The 13,609-nt window shown below is 63.8% G+C and carries 17 protein-coding genes; 14 read left to right on the top strand and 3 right to left on the bottom strand.

What is annotated here, in order from left to right:
- The first annotated feature begins 108 nt into the window (after nt 1–108).
- The 3 genes from HUI96_RS15370 to HUI96_RS15360 all read left to right on the top strand — a co-directional run bounded on the left by HUI96_RS15370 (nt 109) and on the right by HUI96_RS15360 (nt 1,923).
- Nucleotides 109–300 (top strand): DUF1192 domain-containing protein, encoded by a 192-nt coding sequence (locus HUI96_RS15370; protein WP_188255533.1) that lies wholly within the window; start codon nt 109–111, stop codon nt 298–300.
- 83 nt (nt 301–383) lie between these two features.
- Complete coding sequence (locus tag HUI96_RS15365) at nt 384–1,631, top strand: MFS transporter (protein ID WP_188255532.1); 1,248 nt, start codon at nt 384–386, stop codon at nt 1,629–1,631.
- 31 nt (nt 1,632–1,662) lie between these two features.
- On the top strand, nt 1,663–1,923 hold the full coding sequence (locus tag HUI96_RS15360) for an ArsR/SmtB family transcription factor (protein ID WP_188255531.1): 261 nt from the start codon (nt 1,663–1,665) through the stop codon (nt 1,921–1,923).
- Nucleotides 1,924–2,055: 132 nt separating this feature from the next.
- Here HUI96_RS15360 and HUI96_RS15355 read toward each other — a convergent pair whose 3' ends face one another.
- Nucleotides 2,056–2,229 (bottom strand): YdcH family protein, encoded by a 174-nt coding sequence (locus HUI96_RS15355; RefSeq protein WP_188255530.1) that lies wholly within the window; start codon nt 2,227–2,229, stop codon nt 2,056–2,058.
- 232 nt (nt 2,230–2,461) lie between these two features.
- Here HUI96_RS15355 and HUI96_RS15350 point away from each other — a divergent pair, with 232 nt between their 5' ends.
- From HUI96_RS15350 to HUI96_RS15300, 11 genes are all read left to right on the top strand, one after another.
- Entirely contained in the window at nt 2,462–2,665 is a 204-nt protein-coding gene (locus tag HUI96_RS15350) for a YdcH family protein (RefSeq protein ID WP_188255529.1), read from the top strand.
- 99 nt (nt 2,666–2,764) lie between these two features.
- Nucleotides 2,765–3,226 (top strand): 5-(carboxyamino)imidazole ribonucleotide mutase, encoded by a 462-nt coding sequence (purE, locus tag HUI96_RS15345; RefSeq protein WP_188255580.1) that lies wholly within the window; start codon nt 2,765–2,767, stop codon nt 3,224–3,226.
- On the top strand, nt 3,223–4,296 hold the full coding sequence (locus HUI96_RS15340) for a 5-(carboxyamino)imidazole ribonucleotide synthase (protein ID WP_188255528.1): 1,074 nt from the start codon (nt 3,223–3,225) through the stop codon (nt 4,294–4,296). Before purE ends, HUI96_RS15340 begins: the two co-directional genes overlap by 4 nt.
- A gap of 230 nt (nt 4,297–4,526) precedes the next feature.
- Complete coding sequence (locus HUI96_RS15335) at nt 4,527–5,564, top strand: PstS family phosphate ABC transporter substrate-binding protein (protein WP_188255527.1); 1,038 nt, start codon at nt 4,527–4,529, stop codon at nt 5,562–5,564.
- An 81-nt stretch (nt 5,565–5,645) separates the two neighbouring features.
- Nucleotides 5,646–7,106, top strand: coding sequence for a phosphate ABC transporter permease subunit PstC (gene pstC, locus HUI96_RS15330; protein WP_188255579.1), 1,461 nt, complete (start codon nt 5,646–5,648; stop codon nt 7,104–7,106).
- On the top strand, nt 7,103–8,419 hold the full coding sequence (pstA, locus tag HUI96_RS15325) for a phosphate ABC transporter permease PstA (RefSeq protein ID WP_188255526.1): 1,317 nt from the start codon (nt 7,103–7,105) through the stop codon (nt 8,417–8,419). Before pstC ends, pstA begins: the two co-directional genes overlap by 4 nt.
- Nucleotides 8,420–8,435: 16 nt before the next feature.
- Nucleotides 8,436–9,260, top strand: a complete 825-nt coding sequence (gene pstB / locus HUI96_RS15320) for a phosphate ABC transporter ATP-binding protein PstB (protein ID WP_188255525.1) — start codon at nt 8,436–8,438, stop codon at nt 9,258–9,260.
- A gap of 18 nt (nt 9,261–9,278) precedes the next feature.
- Complete coding sequence (gene phoU / locus HUI96_RS15315; RefSeq protein ID WP_188255524.1) at nt 9,279–9,983, top strand: phosphate signaling complex protein PhoU; 705 nt, start codon at nt 9,279–9,281, stop codon at nt 9,981–9,983.
- Nucleotides 9,984–9,999: 16 nt separating this feature from the next.
- Nucleotides 10,000–10,689 carry a phosphate regulon transcriptional regulator PhoB gene (gene phoB / locus HUI96_RS15310; protein WP_188255523.1) on the top strand — a complete coding sequence of 230 codons (690 nt, stop codon included), beginning with the start codon at nt 10,000–10,002 and terminating at the stop codon, nt 10,687–10,689.
- Nucleotides 10,690–10,813: 124 nt separating this feature from the next.
- A complete protein-coding gene (locus HUI96_RS15305) occupies nt 10,814–11,032 on the top strand; it encodes a hypothetical protein (protein ID WP_188255522.1) in 219 nt (72 codons plus the stop codon).
- Between the two features lie 119 nt (nt 11,033–11,151).
- Nucleotides 11,152–12,384, top strand: a complete 1,233-nt coding sequence (locus tag HUI96_RS15300) for an MFS transporter (protein WP_188255521.1) — start codon at nt 11,152–11,154, stop codon at nt 12,382–12,384.
- Here the strand turns inward: HUI96_RS15300 and HUI96_RS15295 are convergent.
- Both HUI96_RS15295 and HUI96_RS15290 read right to left on the bottom strand, forming a co-directional pair.
- The gene (locus tag HUI96_RS15295; RefSeq protein WP_188255520.1) at nt 12,308–13,120 is read right to left on the bottom strand and encodes a glutamine amidotransferase; all 813 of its coding nucleotides are present in this window, start codon (nt 13,118–13,120) and stop codon (nt 12,308–12,310) included. The two genes, HUI96_RS15300 and HUI96_RS15295, sit on opposite strands and share 77 nt — an antisense overlap.
- Nucleotides 13,113–13,595, bottom strand: coding sequence for a TerB family tellurite resistance protein (locus HUI96_RS15290; protein WP_188255578.1), 483 nt, complete (start codon nt 13,593–13,595; stop codon nt 13,113–13,115). Before HUI96_RS15290 ends, HUI96_RS15295 begins: the two co-directional genes overlap by 8 nt.
- Nucleotides 13,596–13,609: the final 14 nt, after the last annotated feature.

Raw genomic sequence — 13,609 nt, 5'->3', positions numbered from 1 at the left:
GTAGGCCGCCATGTCGTTTTCTCCGCTCGCGTGCCGCCAGAGGTTTGCTTCTCTGGCTGAACTCCTTATGTAGTTTTGCCGGTCCCGTGGCAAACCGGAGAGAGCATTATGGCCCTGTTCGACGAGGAACCCCGGAAGAAGCCGACAGGATACGTCATCGGCCAGGACGTTTCGCTGATGTCGGCCGGCGAACTGACCGAACGGATCGCCGAGCTGAAGGCTGAGATCGCCAGGCTCGAAACCGAACGCGCCAAGCGGGGCGACACAAAGTCCGCGGCGGAGGCGCTGTTTCGGCGGTGACTTTCCCGGGGGACAGGCCTGAACGGTCAAGCACGCGTCGCAAGCCGGCGCACAGAATTTCTCGAATCTGATACGAGGGGCCGATGTTCGCGACCTATCGGCCGATCCTCTCCCTCCTGCGCGGCACCGCGTTCCTGCTCGCCGCCTCCGGTCTTCATGGCCTGCTGCTGCCGCTCCGTGGCCAGCAGGAGGGCTTCTCGACCGTCACCCTCGGCCTGCTCGGAACCGCCTGGGCGGCCGGTTTCGTGGCTGGCTGCTTTTTCGCACCGCGGCTGGTGCGGCGGGCGGGGCATGTGCGGGCCTTCGGCGCCTTCGCAGCATCCGGCGCCATCATAGCCCTGCTCACCGGTCTCTGGATCGACGAGGTTGCATGGATCGTGCTCCGGGCCGCCACCGGCTTCACCATGGCGGGCGCGTTCATGATCATCGAAAGCTGGCTGAACGAGAAGGCCACCAACGAAAACCGCGGCACCGTCTTCGGCCTCTACATGATGGTGACCTATGCTTCGATCATGGCCGGACAAATGATCGTGGCGGCCGGCGACATAGGTTCGGCGTCGCTTTTCATGGTTTCCGGCATATTCTTCTGCATGGCGCTACTGCCGACCGCGATGTCGACGGCCGAAAGCCCAAAACCCCTTCAGGACGTCTCGCTGAACCTCAGGCGACTCTACGCCAATTCGCCGGTATCCTCTGTTGGATGCGTGCTGATCGGCATCGCCAATGGTGCGTGGGGCACCCTCGGCGCTGTCTATGGCGCCCGCATCGGCATCAGCACGGCGCAGATCGCCTTGATGATGAGCCTCGTCGTGGTCGCCGGCGCCGTACTGCAGCTTCCGATCGGCAGGGTCTCGGACAAGACCGATCGCCGCTACGTGCTGGCGGCCGCTGCGGTAGGCGCGGCCCTGTTCGGCCTGCTGGTCTTCATGGCCAGCCCGCGTTCGGGAGTGGTCGTTATCGCCATGACGGCGGCCTACGGAGCGCTGGCCTACACGCTCTATTCCCTCGCCGTCGCCCATGCGAACGATCACGCCAGTCCCGAGGATTTCGTCAAGGTATCCGGCGGCCTGCTGCTGCTTTACGGCTTCGGCACCATGGTCGGCCCGGTGCTCGGCTCAGCCCTCATGAGTGCGATGCGGGCCGAGAGCCTGTTCCTGGCAACTGCGCTCGCCCATATTGCACTTGCCGCCTACACGTTCATCCGCATTTCGCAGCGTGCTCCCGTGCCGGTCGATGAGCGCGAAGCATTCAAAACGATGCCATCCGACCGAGCGGTTACTCCGGAGGCGGTACGTCTGGACCCAAGGACCCTACCCGAACAAGACAGTTGAGAATTCTTGCCGCTTGACGCAGGGTAAGACCATGCTCACTGACGCGTTTGCCGCAATTGCGGATCCCCACCGGCGCCACCTGCTCGAGGAGTTGCGGCGCGGCCCCAAGACGGTCAGTGAACTGGCGGTCGGTTTGCCGGTGTCGCGACCGGCAGTCTCGCAGCATCTCAAGGTGCTCCTGGACGCCGGTCTGGTCTCGGCAAAATCCAGCGGAACCCGCCGCATCTACTCCGTCTCGGATGACGGCTTCATGAAGCTCAATCTCTGGCTGGATCAGTTCTGGCACGCCTGAAGCGAGCGACGTGTATCGGCTGTGGCAGGCCGAGTTCTCCATCCCCGCGAACCACGCCCTCGAAGGGCAATTCCAGCAGGGCCGGCGGCGAACCAAGCCGCCGGTATTAGTATTTGGTTCTGGTCGTCGCGATTAGTGCTTGGTGTGTCGCAACTTTTCAATCTCGTCCTTGATCGCCAGCTTGCGCCGCTTCAGAGTCACGATTTCGAGATCGTCGACAGAAGGATGCGTAAGAGCCTCATCGATCTGCCGCTCGATTTCCCCATGCTTCCGCTGCAGCTCGTCAAGATGGTTGGCAAGAGACATGAATGCTGCTCCTTTCCAAGGTTTCCTCGATTGCACGCGCCAACCCGCGGCACCGCCGATGCCGCCATGTGACGGTACGGTGACAGTGTGCCATCGGACGAAGTGGATGTCGAATGAGTCGTAGTAGCATTTCCGAAATGGGATGCTTGTGCTATCTATCTTCGGCTGGGGCGAAATTGTTCCCAGGCCCGCCCAAGAAGGCGTTTCGCCGGAATTCTGCGCACGGAAGCCAATGTCGGACCAGGATCAGACCGAGATTCGCCTTGAGTTTGCCAAGCTGAAACAGGACCACGCGGATTTCGACGCCGCGATCAACGCCATGATCGCGATGGGCTGTGACGCGCTGCAGATTCAGCGCATGAAGAAGAAGAAGCTGATGATCAAGGACCAGATCGCCAAGCTGGAGGATCGGATCATTCCGGACATCATCGCCTGAGGCATTCCTTGCCGCCCGCGACCATTTGAGCTATTCGCGGCAACTTCCTCAATCCGGGACAAGACCGTGGCAGGAACAAAGCCCGACGTCGCCATCATCATGGGCAGTCAGTCCGACTGGGCGACGATGAAGCACGCCGCGGAGACGCTCGACGCCCTCTCGGTTTCGCATCAGGACCTGATCGTCTCCGCCCATCGGACGCCGAAGCGGCTCTACGATTTTGCTGCCGGAGCCAAGGCAGCCGGATACAAGGTGATCATCGCCGGCGCGGGTGGAGCCGCCCATCTCCCCGGCATGACCGCGGCTTTGACGCCCTTGCCCGTTTTCGGGGTTCCGGTGGAATCCAAAGCATTATCCGGCCAAGATTCGCTCCTATCGATCGTCCAGATGCCGGCCGGCATCCCGGTGGGAACGCTGGCGATCGGCAAGGCAGGCGCGGTCAACGCAGCCTTGCTCGCCGCAGCCGTGCTGGCACTCAACGACGACAGCCTTGCCCGTCGGCTGGATGAGTGGCGCGACAGGCAGAGTGCCGCGGTAGCAGAGGTCCCATCCGAGACATGAATCCCCCGCTTCCGATCGGCTCCACCATCGGCATCCTCGGCGGAGGACAGCTGGGGCGCATGCTGGCGATGGCTGCCGCCCGGCTCGGCTACCGCACCGTCGTCCTCGAGCCTCAGGCCGACTGCCCTGCCGCCCAGGTGGCGAATCGTCAGATCGTGGCGGCCTACGACGATCCCGTCGCGCTTTCGGAGCTTGCGGCTCTCTGCCACGTCGTGACCTATGAGTTCGAGAACGTTCCGGTCGTAGCTGCCGAGAGCCTGGCCGAGCGCGTCCCGGTTTCCCCGCCACCCGCGGCATTGGCATCGGCGCAGGACCGGCTGATCGAAAAGACATTCCTCAACGAGGTCGGCGTACCGACTGCCGAGTTCCATGCCATTGATAGCGACGACGACCTGCTGGCGGGGCTCGACGCTTTCCACGGCAGCGGCGTGCTCAAGACGCGCCGCTTGGGATATGACGGCAAGGGCCAGCGCGTGTTCCGCGGCCATGCCCACGATATTGCCGGAACCTTCGCCGATATGGGCGGAGTGCCGCTGATCCTGGAGCGCTTCGTACCCTTCGAGCGCGAGATCTCGGTGATCGCCGCGCGCGGCGCGAAGGGAGAGATCGAGGTCTACGACCCCGTCGAGAACGTCCATCGCGGCGGCATACTGCACACGTCCACGGTACCGGCCTCAGTCACGGCCGACACCGGCGAAGCGGCCATGTTCGGCGCCTCCTCCATATTAAAGGCGCTCAACTATGTGGGCGTCATCGGCGTGGAGTATTTCGTGCTTGCGGACGGCAGCCTGCTTGCCAACGAGATCGCTCCGCGGGTGCACAATTCCGGACATTGGACGGAAGCCGCCTGTGCGATTTCGCAGTTCGAGCAGCACATAAGGGCTGTTGCGGGCCTGCCGCTCGGCTCGACCGCGCGGCACTCGGACTGTGTCATGGAGAACCTGATCGGCGACGACATCCTGCGTACGCCAGAGTTGCTGGCCGAGCCCGATCTGGTCCTGCATCTCTATGGAAAGGCGGAGGCCCGCCCAGGCCGCAAGATGGGCCATTTCACGCGGTTGAGGCGCTAAACGGCTCCCTGAGAGGTGAGAACTCCTGCGGTCAGGCCCGCCCTGTTCAATGGAACGGCGGACTACACCCATGCGTTCGCAAAGCGGCATCTGGCCACATGAGCGAAGCGGAGACGGCTTTACTTGCGCGACATGAAACTGTCATGCAGCTGTAACATGGGCGCTCTAAGGCCTGTCTCGGCGCCGCTGGGGCGGCGTTCAACGCCAGACATTCCGACAGGAGCAGGCCCATGAAAAACGCAATCTTGACGGCTTCTGCCGCCGCTCTGGCGCTCGTCGCCACCGCCGGCTACGCCTCCGCCCGCGATCAGGTGCAGATCGCAGGCTCTTCCACCGTTCTGCCCTATGCCAAGATCGTCGCCGAGACGTTCGGCGAGACCTTCACCGAGTTCAAGACCCCGGTCGTGGAGTCCGGCGGCTCGGGCGCTGGCATCAAGGAATTCTGCAAGGGCGTCGGCGAGAACACGATCGACATTGCCAACTCCTCCCGCAAGATGAAGGAAGACGAGCTGAAGTCCTGCGTCGACGCCGGCGTCAAGGAAGTGCAGGAAGTCAAGATCGGCTATGACGGCATCGTCTTCGCCACCGACATCAAGGGTCCCGACTGGGCGCTAACCCCGACGGACCTTTACAAAGCGCTCGCCGCTGAGGTGGTCGTCGACGGCAAGCTGGTAGCCAATCCGAATACCAAATGGAACCAGGTCAACTCGGCCCTGCCGGACTGGGACATCGCCGCCTACATCCCTGGCGAGAAGCACGGCACCCGTGAAGTCTTCGAAGAGAAGCTGATGGCCGCTGGCTGCAAGGACTCCGGCGCGCTCGACGTCATCAAGGCCGGCGGCCAGGACGACAAGGCTGCCGCCAAGACCTGCGTAGCCGTGCGCAAGGACGGCAAGGCCGTCGACATCGACGGCGACTATTCCGAGACGCTCGCCCGCATCGACTCCAACAAGACCGGCGTCGGCGTGTTCGGCCTCGCCTTCTACGAGAATAATGCGGACAAGCTGAAGGTTGCGACCGTCAACGGTGTCTCCCCGTCCACCGAGACCATCGCGTCGGGCGAGTACCCGGTGTCGCGGCCGCTCTACTTCTACGTGAAGAAGGCGCATTTCGGCGTCATCCAGGGCCTCAAGGAGTATGTCGAGTTCTTCCTGGACGACCAGATGGTCGGCCCGGAGGGCCCGCTGGCCGAATATGGCCTCGTCGCTGCCCCGGACGCCGAGCGTCAGCAGCAGCGCGACGACTTTGCCGCCGGCAAGACCATGTGATAGCGAGCGGGACCTGCGCGGCCGACCGGCCGCGCGGTGTCCTGTTCACCCCTTCGGAGACGCCCGGATCCGTCCATGCCGATGATCTATTACGTCATCCTCGTGATCTCGATCGGCATCGTTGCCCTCGTGATCGCTCGCCGGCGCGCCGCACTTCAGATCCAGGGCGCGGTAAAGCAGCATTCACGGCCGCACTATCACGGCTGGTGGGCGTTCCTACTGGCCACCGTACCGGCCATCCTCCTGATCATCGTATGGAGCATCGGCTCCTCGATCTATGTGGAGCGCCGGATCGACGCGCAGTTGCCGCAGCAGGCGGCAGACGGCCCGATTGCCAGCCGCTCGCTCGCCCTTAGCCTGGTCGGCAGACTTGCCGACGCCCTACATCGTCTCGACGCCGAGACTCTCGCGAACCTGCCGTCGAGCTTCGAGGAACTGCGTCCGAAGCTGGCGGAAAAGGGCGTAGCGCTCGCCCCAGATACCCAGGACTATATGATCCCGATCGCGGTGGAGGCGAACCGCACCGGCGATGCGCTGCAGATGACCGGGGGCGTGCTCGCGCTCCTTCTCTCCATCGCCGGCGCGGCATATGGCATCCGTTCGATCCAGCCGCGTGCCCGAGCGCGCAACAATGTCGAGCGCGTGGTGCGGTGGGGGCTTCTCGCCTCCTCGATGATCGCCATCCTGACCACCATTGGCATCGTGCTCTCGATGCTATTCGAGACCTTCTACTTCTTCTCGTCGGTATCACCGCTCGACTTCTTCTTCGGAACGGTCTGGGATCCGCGCTTCGCCGCCGCGGGCGCGACCGACTCGGTGGGCCAGTTCGGCCTGATCCCCCTGCTTGCGGGTACGCTCTACATCGCCTTCATAGCGCTGCTCGTCGCCGTGCCGATCGGTCTGATGTCGGCGGTCTACATGGCGGAATATGCCTCTCCCCACGTACGCTCGATCGTGAAGCCGGCACTGGAGCTGCTGGCCGGCATCCCCACCATCGTCTACGGCATCTTCGCGCTGGTGACGCTCGGACCCTTCCTGCGCGACCTCAGCGCCGCGCTCACGGGCGGATCGCCTTTCATCCAGGCTCAGTCGATCTTCACCGCCGGCTTCGTCATGGGCATCATGCTCATCCCCGTCGTCTCCTCGCTGTCAGACGACATCATCACGGCGGTTCCTCGCGCCTTGCGCGACGGCTCCCTTGGGCTCGGCGCCACGCGCTCGGAGACGATCAAGCGGGTCGTCCTTCCCGCGGCGCTGCCCGGAATCGTCGGCGCCATCCTGCTCACCGCCTCCCGCGCCATCGGCGAGACAATGATCGTGGTGCTGGCCGCCGGCGTCGCCGCCAGACTGACGCTCAATCCCTTCGAGGCGATGACGACGATCACCGTGAAGATCGTCAATCAGCTCACCGGCGACCTCGAGTTCAACTCGCCGCAGACGCTTGTCGCCTTCGCGCTTGGCATCACCCTCTTCGCGGTGACCCTTCTGATGAACATCGTTGCGCTCTACATCGTGCGTAAGTACCGGGAGCAGTACGAATGACCGATGCAACCCTCGAGCGCCTGCCGGTCGCCAAGGCGCCGGCCCGGCGCGACATCGGCCTGAAGCGCCGCTATGCCGCCGAGCGGCGCTTCCGCTTCTATGGCCTGGCGGCGATTTCCGTCGGCCTCGTCTTTCTCGCAGTGATGCTGCTGTCGATCTTCGGCAAGGGCTACACCTCCTTCGTCCAGACCTCGGTGCTGCTCCCGATCACCTTCGACCAGAAGGTCATCGATCCGCAGAACAAGCGCGACAGCGATCCCAACGTACTCGTCAAGGCGAACTATCCGGTGCTTGCGCAGCGGGCGCTGGCTGAAAGGCTCGGCATTTCACCGACTGACAAGCCGCAGATGGCGGCGCTGAAGGGCTTTGTCTCCGACGGTGTGCGCACTCAGCTGCGAAACATGGTTGTCGCCGACCCCTCGCTGATCGGCACGACGAAAGACGTCTGGGTCCTGGCCGGCGCCAACATCGACTCCGCCTTCAAGGGACAGATCGATCTCGATGTCGCCGAGGGCAACCGCAAGGTTTCGGACAAGCAGGTCGCCTGGATGAACCAACTGCGCGACCAGGGCGTGATGGAAGGCAAGTTCAACACCGGTCTGTTCACCTTTGGCGCCTCGAGCCGTCCCGAGACCGCCGGCGTGGGCGTTGCGATCGTCGGCTCGTTCTACATGATGCTGATCGTGCTGGTGCTCGCGTTGCCGATCGGGGTGGCCGCTTCGATCTATCTCGAGGAATTTGCGCCGAAGAACCGGCTCACCGACATCATCGAGGTCAACATCAACAACCTCGCCGCGGTGCCCTCGATCGTATTCGGCCTGCTCGGCCTGGCGGTGTTCATCAATTTCATGGGCTTGCCGCGCTCGGCCGCCCTGGTGGGAGGCCTGGTGCTGACCCTGATGACGCTGCCCACCATCATCATCGCGACACGGGCGGCATTGGCAGCCGTGCCGCCGTCGATCCGCTCGGCGGCGCTGGGGCTAGGCGCATCGAAGACGCAGACCGTGTTCCACCATGTGCTGCCGCTCGCCACGCCCGGCATCCTGACCGGCACGATCATCGGCCTGGCCCGCGCCCTGGGCGAAACCGCGCCGCTGCTTCTGATCGGCATGGTCGCCTTCGTCGCCGACTATCCGACCACGCCGCTCGATCCCTCCACCGCCCTCCCGGTGCAGATCTACATGTGGGCGAACGAGGCGGAGCGCGCCTTCGTCGAGCGCATGTCGGGCGCCATCATCATTCTGCTGGTGTTCCTCATGGCGATGAACATCACCGCCATCGTGCTCCGGCGCCGCTTCGAACGGCATTGGTAGAAGGGAGCAGGGCACCATGAACCTCATGACCGACACGAAGCTGCAACAGGCGTTAGAGACCAGCGTGGACGACAAGACCGACGAATTGATCAAGATGCAGGGCCGCAAGGTCACCGTTCATTACGGCTACAAGCAGGCTTTGTTCGACATCGATCTCGACATACGCGAGAACCAGGTAACTGCGCTGATCGGCCCATCCGGCTGCGGCAAGTCGACTTTCCTGCGCTGCCTCAACCGCATGAACGACACGATCGCGGGGGCCAAGGTTGGCGGTATGATCACCCTCGACAGCGAAAACATCTACGATCCCCGGATCGACGTCGTGGAACTCCGCGCCCGCGTTGGCATGGTGTTCCAGAAACCCAATCCGTTTCCCAAGTCGATCTTCGAGAACGTCGCCTATGGACCGCGCATCCATGGGCTGGCCAGGAACAAGGCCGACCTTCAGGCAATCGTCGAATCCAGCCTGAAGAAGGCAGCGCTGTGGAACGAGGTGAAGGACCGCATCCACGAGCCCGGCACCGGCCTTTCAGGCGGGCAGCAGCAGCGGCTGTGCATTGCGCGGGCCATCGCAGTGTCGCCCGAGGTGATCCTCATGGACGAGCCCTGCTCGGCGCTCGATCCGATCGCCACGGCCAAGGTCGAGGAACTCATCGACGAGTTGAAGCAGAACTACACGATCGTCATCGTCACCCATTCGATGCAGCAGGCCGCGCGCGTGTCTCAACGCACCGCGATGTTCCATCTCGGCTATCTGGTTGAAGAGGGTCCGACCGAGAAGATGTTCACCAACCCCGACGACAAGCGGACCCAGGACTACATTACCGGCCGGTTCGGCTGACGCAGGAGCAGGAGTTAGATGCGCGAGCACACTGTTTCATCGTTCGACCAGGATCTTCGTCAGATCGATCAGTTGATCCGCGAGATGTCGGATCTCGCGGCTGCCATGGTGTCCGCCTCCATCGACGCCCTGCTCGAGGCCGATGAGGCCACGGCTCAGCAGGTGATTGCCGATGACAAGCTCATGGACGCCAAACAGCGCGAAGTCGACGATCGGGCAATCACGCTGATCGCCAAGCGACAGCCGATGGCGCAGGATCTGCGGGCGGTAATCGGCGCAATCCGCATGGCTGGCGATCTCGAACGCGTCGGCGACCTGGCCAAGAACGTCGCCAAGCGTGTCGGCGCTATCGGCAAGATCACGGCCCCGCGGGCTCTCTCGACCGGCATCAAGGAGATGGCCGATCTGGTGCTCGGCCAGATTCGCAACATCGTCGCAGCCTACGCCGACCGCAAGCCGCAGGAACTTCAGACTCTGCGCATCGATGACGAGAAGATCGACGTCAAATACACTTCGATATTCCGGGAACTCCTCACCTACATGATGGAGGATCCGCGCAACATCACGCCCTGCACGCACCTCCTCTTCTGCGCGAAGAACCTGGAGCGTATCGGCGATCATATGACCAACATCGCGGAGAACGCCTATTATGTGCTGACCGGCACGCAACTGCCGCTTCAGCGCCCGAAGCTCGACGAAATGTCGAGCAGCATCAGCGAATGAGAGGCGGGGGAAGGCGATGATCGCTCCCAAAGTCATGGTGGTGGAGGACGAGGAGCCGCTGGGTGTGCTTCTCCGATACAACCTCGAGGCGGAGGGCTATCAGGTCGAGGTCATCCAGCGCGGCGACGAAGCCGAGTTGCGCCTGCAGGAGAACGTCCCTGACCTGCTCGTGCTCGACTGGATGCTGCCTGCGGTCTCAGGGATAGAGCTCTGCCGCCGGCTAAGGATGCGGCCGGAGACGGAGCGGCTGCCCGTCATCATGCTCACCGCGCGCGGCGAGGAGAGCGACCGCGTGCGCGGCCTCGCCACCGGCGCAGACGACTACCTGGTGAAACCGTTCTCGATGCCGGAGTTCATCGCGCGGGTGAAGGCCCTGCTGCGGCGCGCCAAGCCGGAGGTCCTGTCCTCCGTGCTGAAGGTGGGTGACATCGTGCTCGACCGCGAGTCGCATCGCGTCTATCGCAAGAAGGCGGAGGTCAAGCTCGGCCCGACGGAATTCCGGCTGCTCGAATTCATGATGCGGCATCCAGGGCGCGTATTTTCGCGCGGCCAGCTCCTCGACAATGTCTGGGGGGAGACGATCTACATCGACGAGCGTACGGTGGACGTCCATGTCGGCCGGCTGCGCAAGGCCGTCAACACGGGGCGGCTACCGGATGTGATCCGCACCGTGCGCGGCGCCGGCTACGCGATCAGCGAGGAGTAGGCCCAACCCTTCGGGGTGCGGTTTCAGGCAAAGCCGCGCCCATAGCTTCTGCCGGGTGTTGCGATTGGTAAGATTGCGTTATCCTTAAGCGAATATGATTCGCATGTATCGCTCGGGGACGGACATGCACGACCTTTCCGCCAGTCATCGGATCTTCCTCAACGACCCCTCTTTCGAGGTGCGGGACGACGCCAAGATGCAGCTCGTCGAGCGGCGGGCCGTCTTCGAGGCCGTTTCCTACCTCAGGGATCAGGGGTTCGCCCCTGAAGAGGTGGAGCGCTGCCTGGTGCGTTTCTTCTACGTCGATCTCGACCTGCTCAACGAGGCGCTGACCGAGCACTGACCGGGAGCGACTGCACCCGCTCAGCTCCCGAACGACGTCATGGCCGGCTGCAGGTATCCATGCCGCGCGGAATGGGATAAGCGGAGCGATCCCCTCCCCGCCTAGGCTTCCCCGAGCGCATGTCCTCACTCGCCGCTGATCACCGTTTTGCCGCCTTCCGGCACCGCTCCTTTCTAGTCTTCTGGTCCGCACGCTTCCTCGCCACCTTCGCCACGCAGATCGTTTCAGTGGCCGTCGGCTGGCAGATCTATGATCTGACGCGCGATCCGTTCGATCTCGGGCTGGTCGGCATCATCCAGTTCATCCCCTCGCTTCTCCTCGTACTTGTGACCGGAGCGATCGCCGACCGCTTTGGGCGACGGCATATTATGGGTCTTTCGGCGTCCCTGGAGGCGCTCTGCGCCTTGGCGCTGCTTCTCCTCTCCTTCCACGGTCTGGCCGGACCCGGTCCGATCTTCGCCGTTCTGGCGGTATTCGGCCTGGCGCGCGCCTTCTTCGGCCCCGCGGCGGCTTCGCTGGTCGCCAATCTCGTCCCGAGCAAGGACTTCGCCAATGCGGTCGCCTGGAACTCCTCCGCCTGGCAGACCGCGACGATCGTGGGCCCGGTCGCGGGCGGCCTGCTCTACGGCATTTCGGCAGAGGCGGCCTACGGTGTCGCTACGGCTCTGATGGCTGCAAGCACCGTGCTGATCTTCGTCATCCCTCGCCCCGCGCAGCGCAGTGGCACAGAGCGCCCGACACTCGACACACTGTTCGCCGGCTTCCGATACATCTGGAAGGAGAAGGTGGTGCTGGGAGCGATCTCGCTCGACCTCTTCGCGGTGCTGCTTTCCGGGGCGGTCGCGCTGCTGCCCGTCTATGCGCGAGACATTCTGGTGCTCGGACCGTGGGGCCTCGGCCTGCTTCGCGCTGCGCCTGGCGTCGGCGCAATCCTTGTGGCGATCTGGCTGGCCGGCCATCCGCTACGCGACAAGGCGGGCGTCATCCTGCTCGTCTTCGTCGCGCTGTTCGGCGTCTCGACCGTCGTCTTCGGTCTTTCGACGGCCACCTGGCTGTCGATCCTGGCGCTTGCCCTGGTCGGCGCGACCGACATGGTCAGCGTCTATGTCCGCGAGACGCTCATCCAGCTATGGACTCCCGACGAGGTGCGCGGCCGCGTCAACGCGGTGAACATGGTCTTCGTTGGCGCGTCGAACGAACTGGGCGAGTTCCGCGCGGGCATGATGGCCGCCTGGATCGGCACCGTGCCCGCCGTCGTGTTCGGCGGCGCCGGCGCTATTGCGGTGGCCGGACTTTGGAGCTGGCTATTTCCGAAATTACGGAAAGTCCGCCATCTCGACGGCCGCGCCTAGCATCGGCGGTTTGCGCCCGGAGTTCCGGGCCGCCGAACACCATATCCAGGAATTCGACCAGCCACTGCTTGAGGTGCATGTCCCAGATCAGGCGCCCGCCAAGATGGTCGCGGCCGGGCTGCGCCCCCGGCAGTGAGAACCGCTCTGCGCCGCGCACCACCCAGCGCTGCATCATGACGCGCGTGAGTTCTGCGTGGAACTGAATGCCCCAGGCATTCTCGCCATATCGGAAGGCCTGGTTGGGGTAGGTCTCGGAGGTCGCTAGCAGCGTCGTCCCCGATGGTAGGGAAAAGCCCTCGCGGTGGAACTGATAGACCATCTCCGGCCAGTGCATCAGCGCCCTGCCTTCCTCGGTGGCGCGCAGCGGATACCAGCCGATCTCGACCAGCCCCTCGTGGTGGCTGTCGACCGACCCGCCGAGATGGTTCACCAGCATCTGCGCACCGAGGCAGATGCCGAGGAACGGCCGTTTCTCGACCAGCGGTACGGAGAGCCAGTCGGTCTCCCGCTTTATGAACTCGTCCTTGTCGTTGGCGCTCATGGGGCCGCCGAAGACGACCGCCCCGGCGTGCTCGGCCAGCGTGTCCGGCAACGGATCGCCCAGCGGCGGCCGCCTTATATCGAGGTCGAAGCCATTCTCGACGAGCATCTGGCCGACGCGGCCGGGACTGGAGAGTTCCTGGTGAAGCACGACGAGGATGCGCGGCCGCTTGCCGCCCCGCCCCCGATCAATCATCGGTCGCCGTGCCCTTTGGGCCCTGAGCCTTGCGGGCCGCGTCCTGCCGGGCAAGCACCCGGTCGCGCTGATCGACACCCATCAAATCGGCCACACGCCATAGCGTATGATCTTCCAGCTCATGAAGGACCCCGTCGGCATAGACGACTTCCCAGAGCAGCCGAATAAAGGCGATTCGCTGCTCTTCGTCGAGATGCCGCTTCAAGACACTGGTGAAGGCGTAGAAGTCGACCGCCTCCTGCTCGGCCTGCTCGCCAGCTTTCACAAGGTCGTCGAGCTCGCGCCCCCCGACTTTGTACGTATCGGCCAGGATTCGCTTGATGCTGTCCCACTCGACGTCCTGGCGGACGCCGTCGGCGTCCATCACATGGTAGAGCAGGGCGGCCGCAGCCACTCGGGGATCTTCGGCGGAGCGGGAACCCGTCTGTTCGCGTCCCGGCAAATCCCGCAGGAACGCGATCACCCTATCGATCAAGCCGTCCGCCATCT

This window comes from Pseudaminobacter soli (ex Zhang et al. 2022) (genome assembly GCF_014595955.1).
Classification (GTDB): domain Bacteria; phylum Pseudomonadota; class Alphaproteobacteria; order Rhizobiales; family Rhizobiaceae; genus Kumtagia; species Kumtagia pseudosoli.
This window is presented reverse-complemented; position numbering and strand designations above follow the sequence as displayed.

Coding starts and splice junctions, on each gene's coding strand:
- HUI96_RS15340 (WP_188255528.1), top strand. CDS start 3,223: ATGAATCCCCCGCTTCCGATCGGCTCCACCATCGGCATCCTCGGCGGA.
- phoU (WP_188255524.1), top strand. CDS start 9,279: ATGCGCGAGCACACTGTTTCATCGTTCGACCAGGATCTTCGTCAGATC.
- HUI96_RS15305 (WP_188255522.1), top strand. CDS start 10,814: ATGCACGACCTTTCCGCCAGTCATCGGATCTTCCTCAACGACCCCTCT.
- pstC (WP_188255579.1), top strand. CDS start 5,646: ATGATCTATTACGTCATCCTCGTGATCTCGATCGGCATCGTTGCCCTC.
- pstA (WP_188255526.1), top strand. CDS start 7,103: ATGACCGATGCAACCCTCGAGCGCCTGCCGGTCGCCAAGGCGCCGGCC.
- HUI96_RS15300 (WP_188255521.1), top strand. CDS start 11,152: ATGTCCTCACTCGCCGCTGATCACCGTTTTGCCGCCTTCCGGCACCGC.
- HUI96_RS15295 (WP_188255520.1), bottom strand. CDS start 13,120: ATGATTGATCGGGGGCGGGGCGGCAAGCGGCCGCGCATCCTCGTCGTG.
- HUI96_RS15365 (WP_188255532.1), top strand. CDS start 384: ATGTTCGCGACCTATCGGCCGATCCTCTCCCTCCTGCGCGGCACCGCG.
- HUI96_RS15355 (WP_188255530.1), bottom strand. CDS start 2,229: ATGTCTCTTGCCAACCATCTTGACGAGCTGCAGCGGAAGCATGGGGAA.
- HUI96_RS15335 (WP_188255527.1), top strand. CDS start 4,527: ATGAAAAACGCAATCTTGACGGCTTCTGCCGCCGCTCTGGCGCTCGTC.
- phoB (WP_188255523.1), top strand. CDS start 10,000: ATGATCGCTCCCAAAGTCATGGTGGTGGAGGACGAGGAGCCGCTGGGT.
- HUI96_RS15370 (WP_188255533.1), top strand. CDS start 109: ATGGCCCTGTTCGACGAGGAACCCCGGAAGAAGCCGACAGGATACGTC.
- pstB (WP_188255525.1), top strand. CDS start 8,436: ATGAACCTCATGACCGACACGAAGCTGCAACAGGCGTTAGAGACCAGC.
- HUI96_RS15360 (WP_188255531.1), top strand. CDS start 1,663: ATGCTCACTGACGCGTTTGCCGCAATTGCGGATCCCCACCGGCGCCAC.
- purE (WP_188255580.1), top strand. CDS start 2,765: ATGGGCAGTCAGTCCGACTGGGCGACGATGAAGCACGCCGCGGAGACG.
- HUI96_RS15350 (WP_188255529.1), top strand. CDS start 2,462: ATGTCGGACCAGGATCAGACCGAGATTCGCCTTGAGTTTGCCAAGCTG.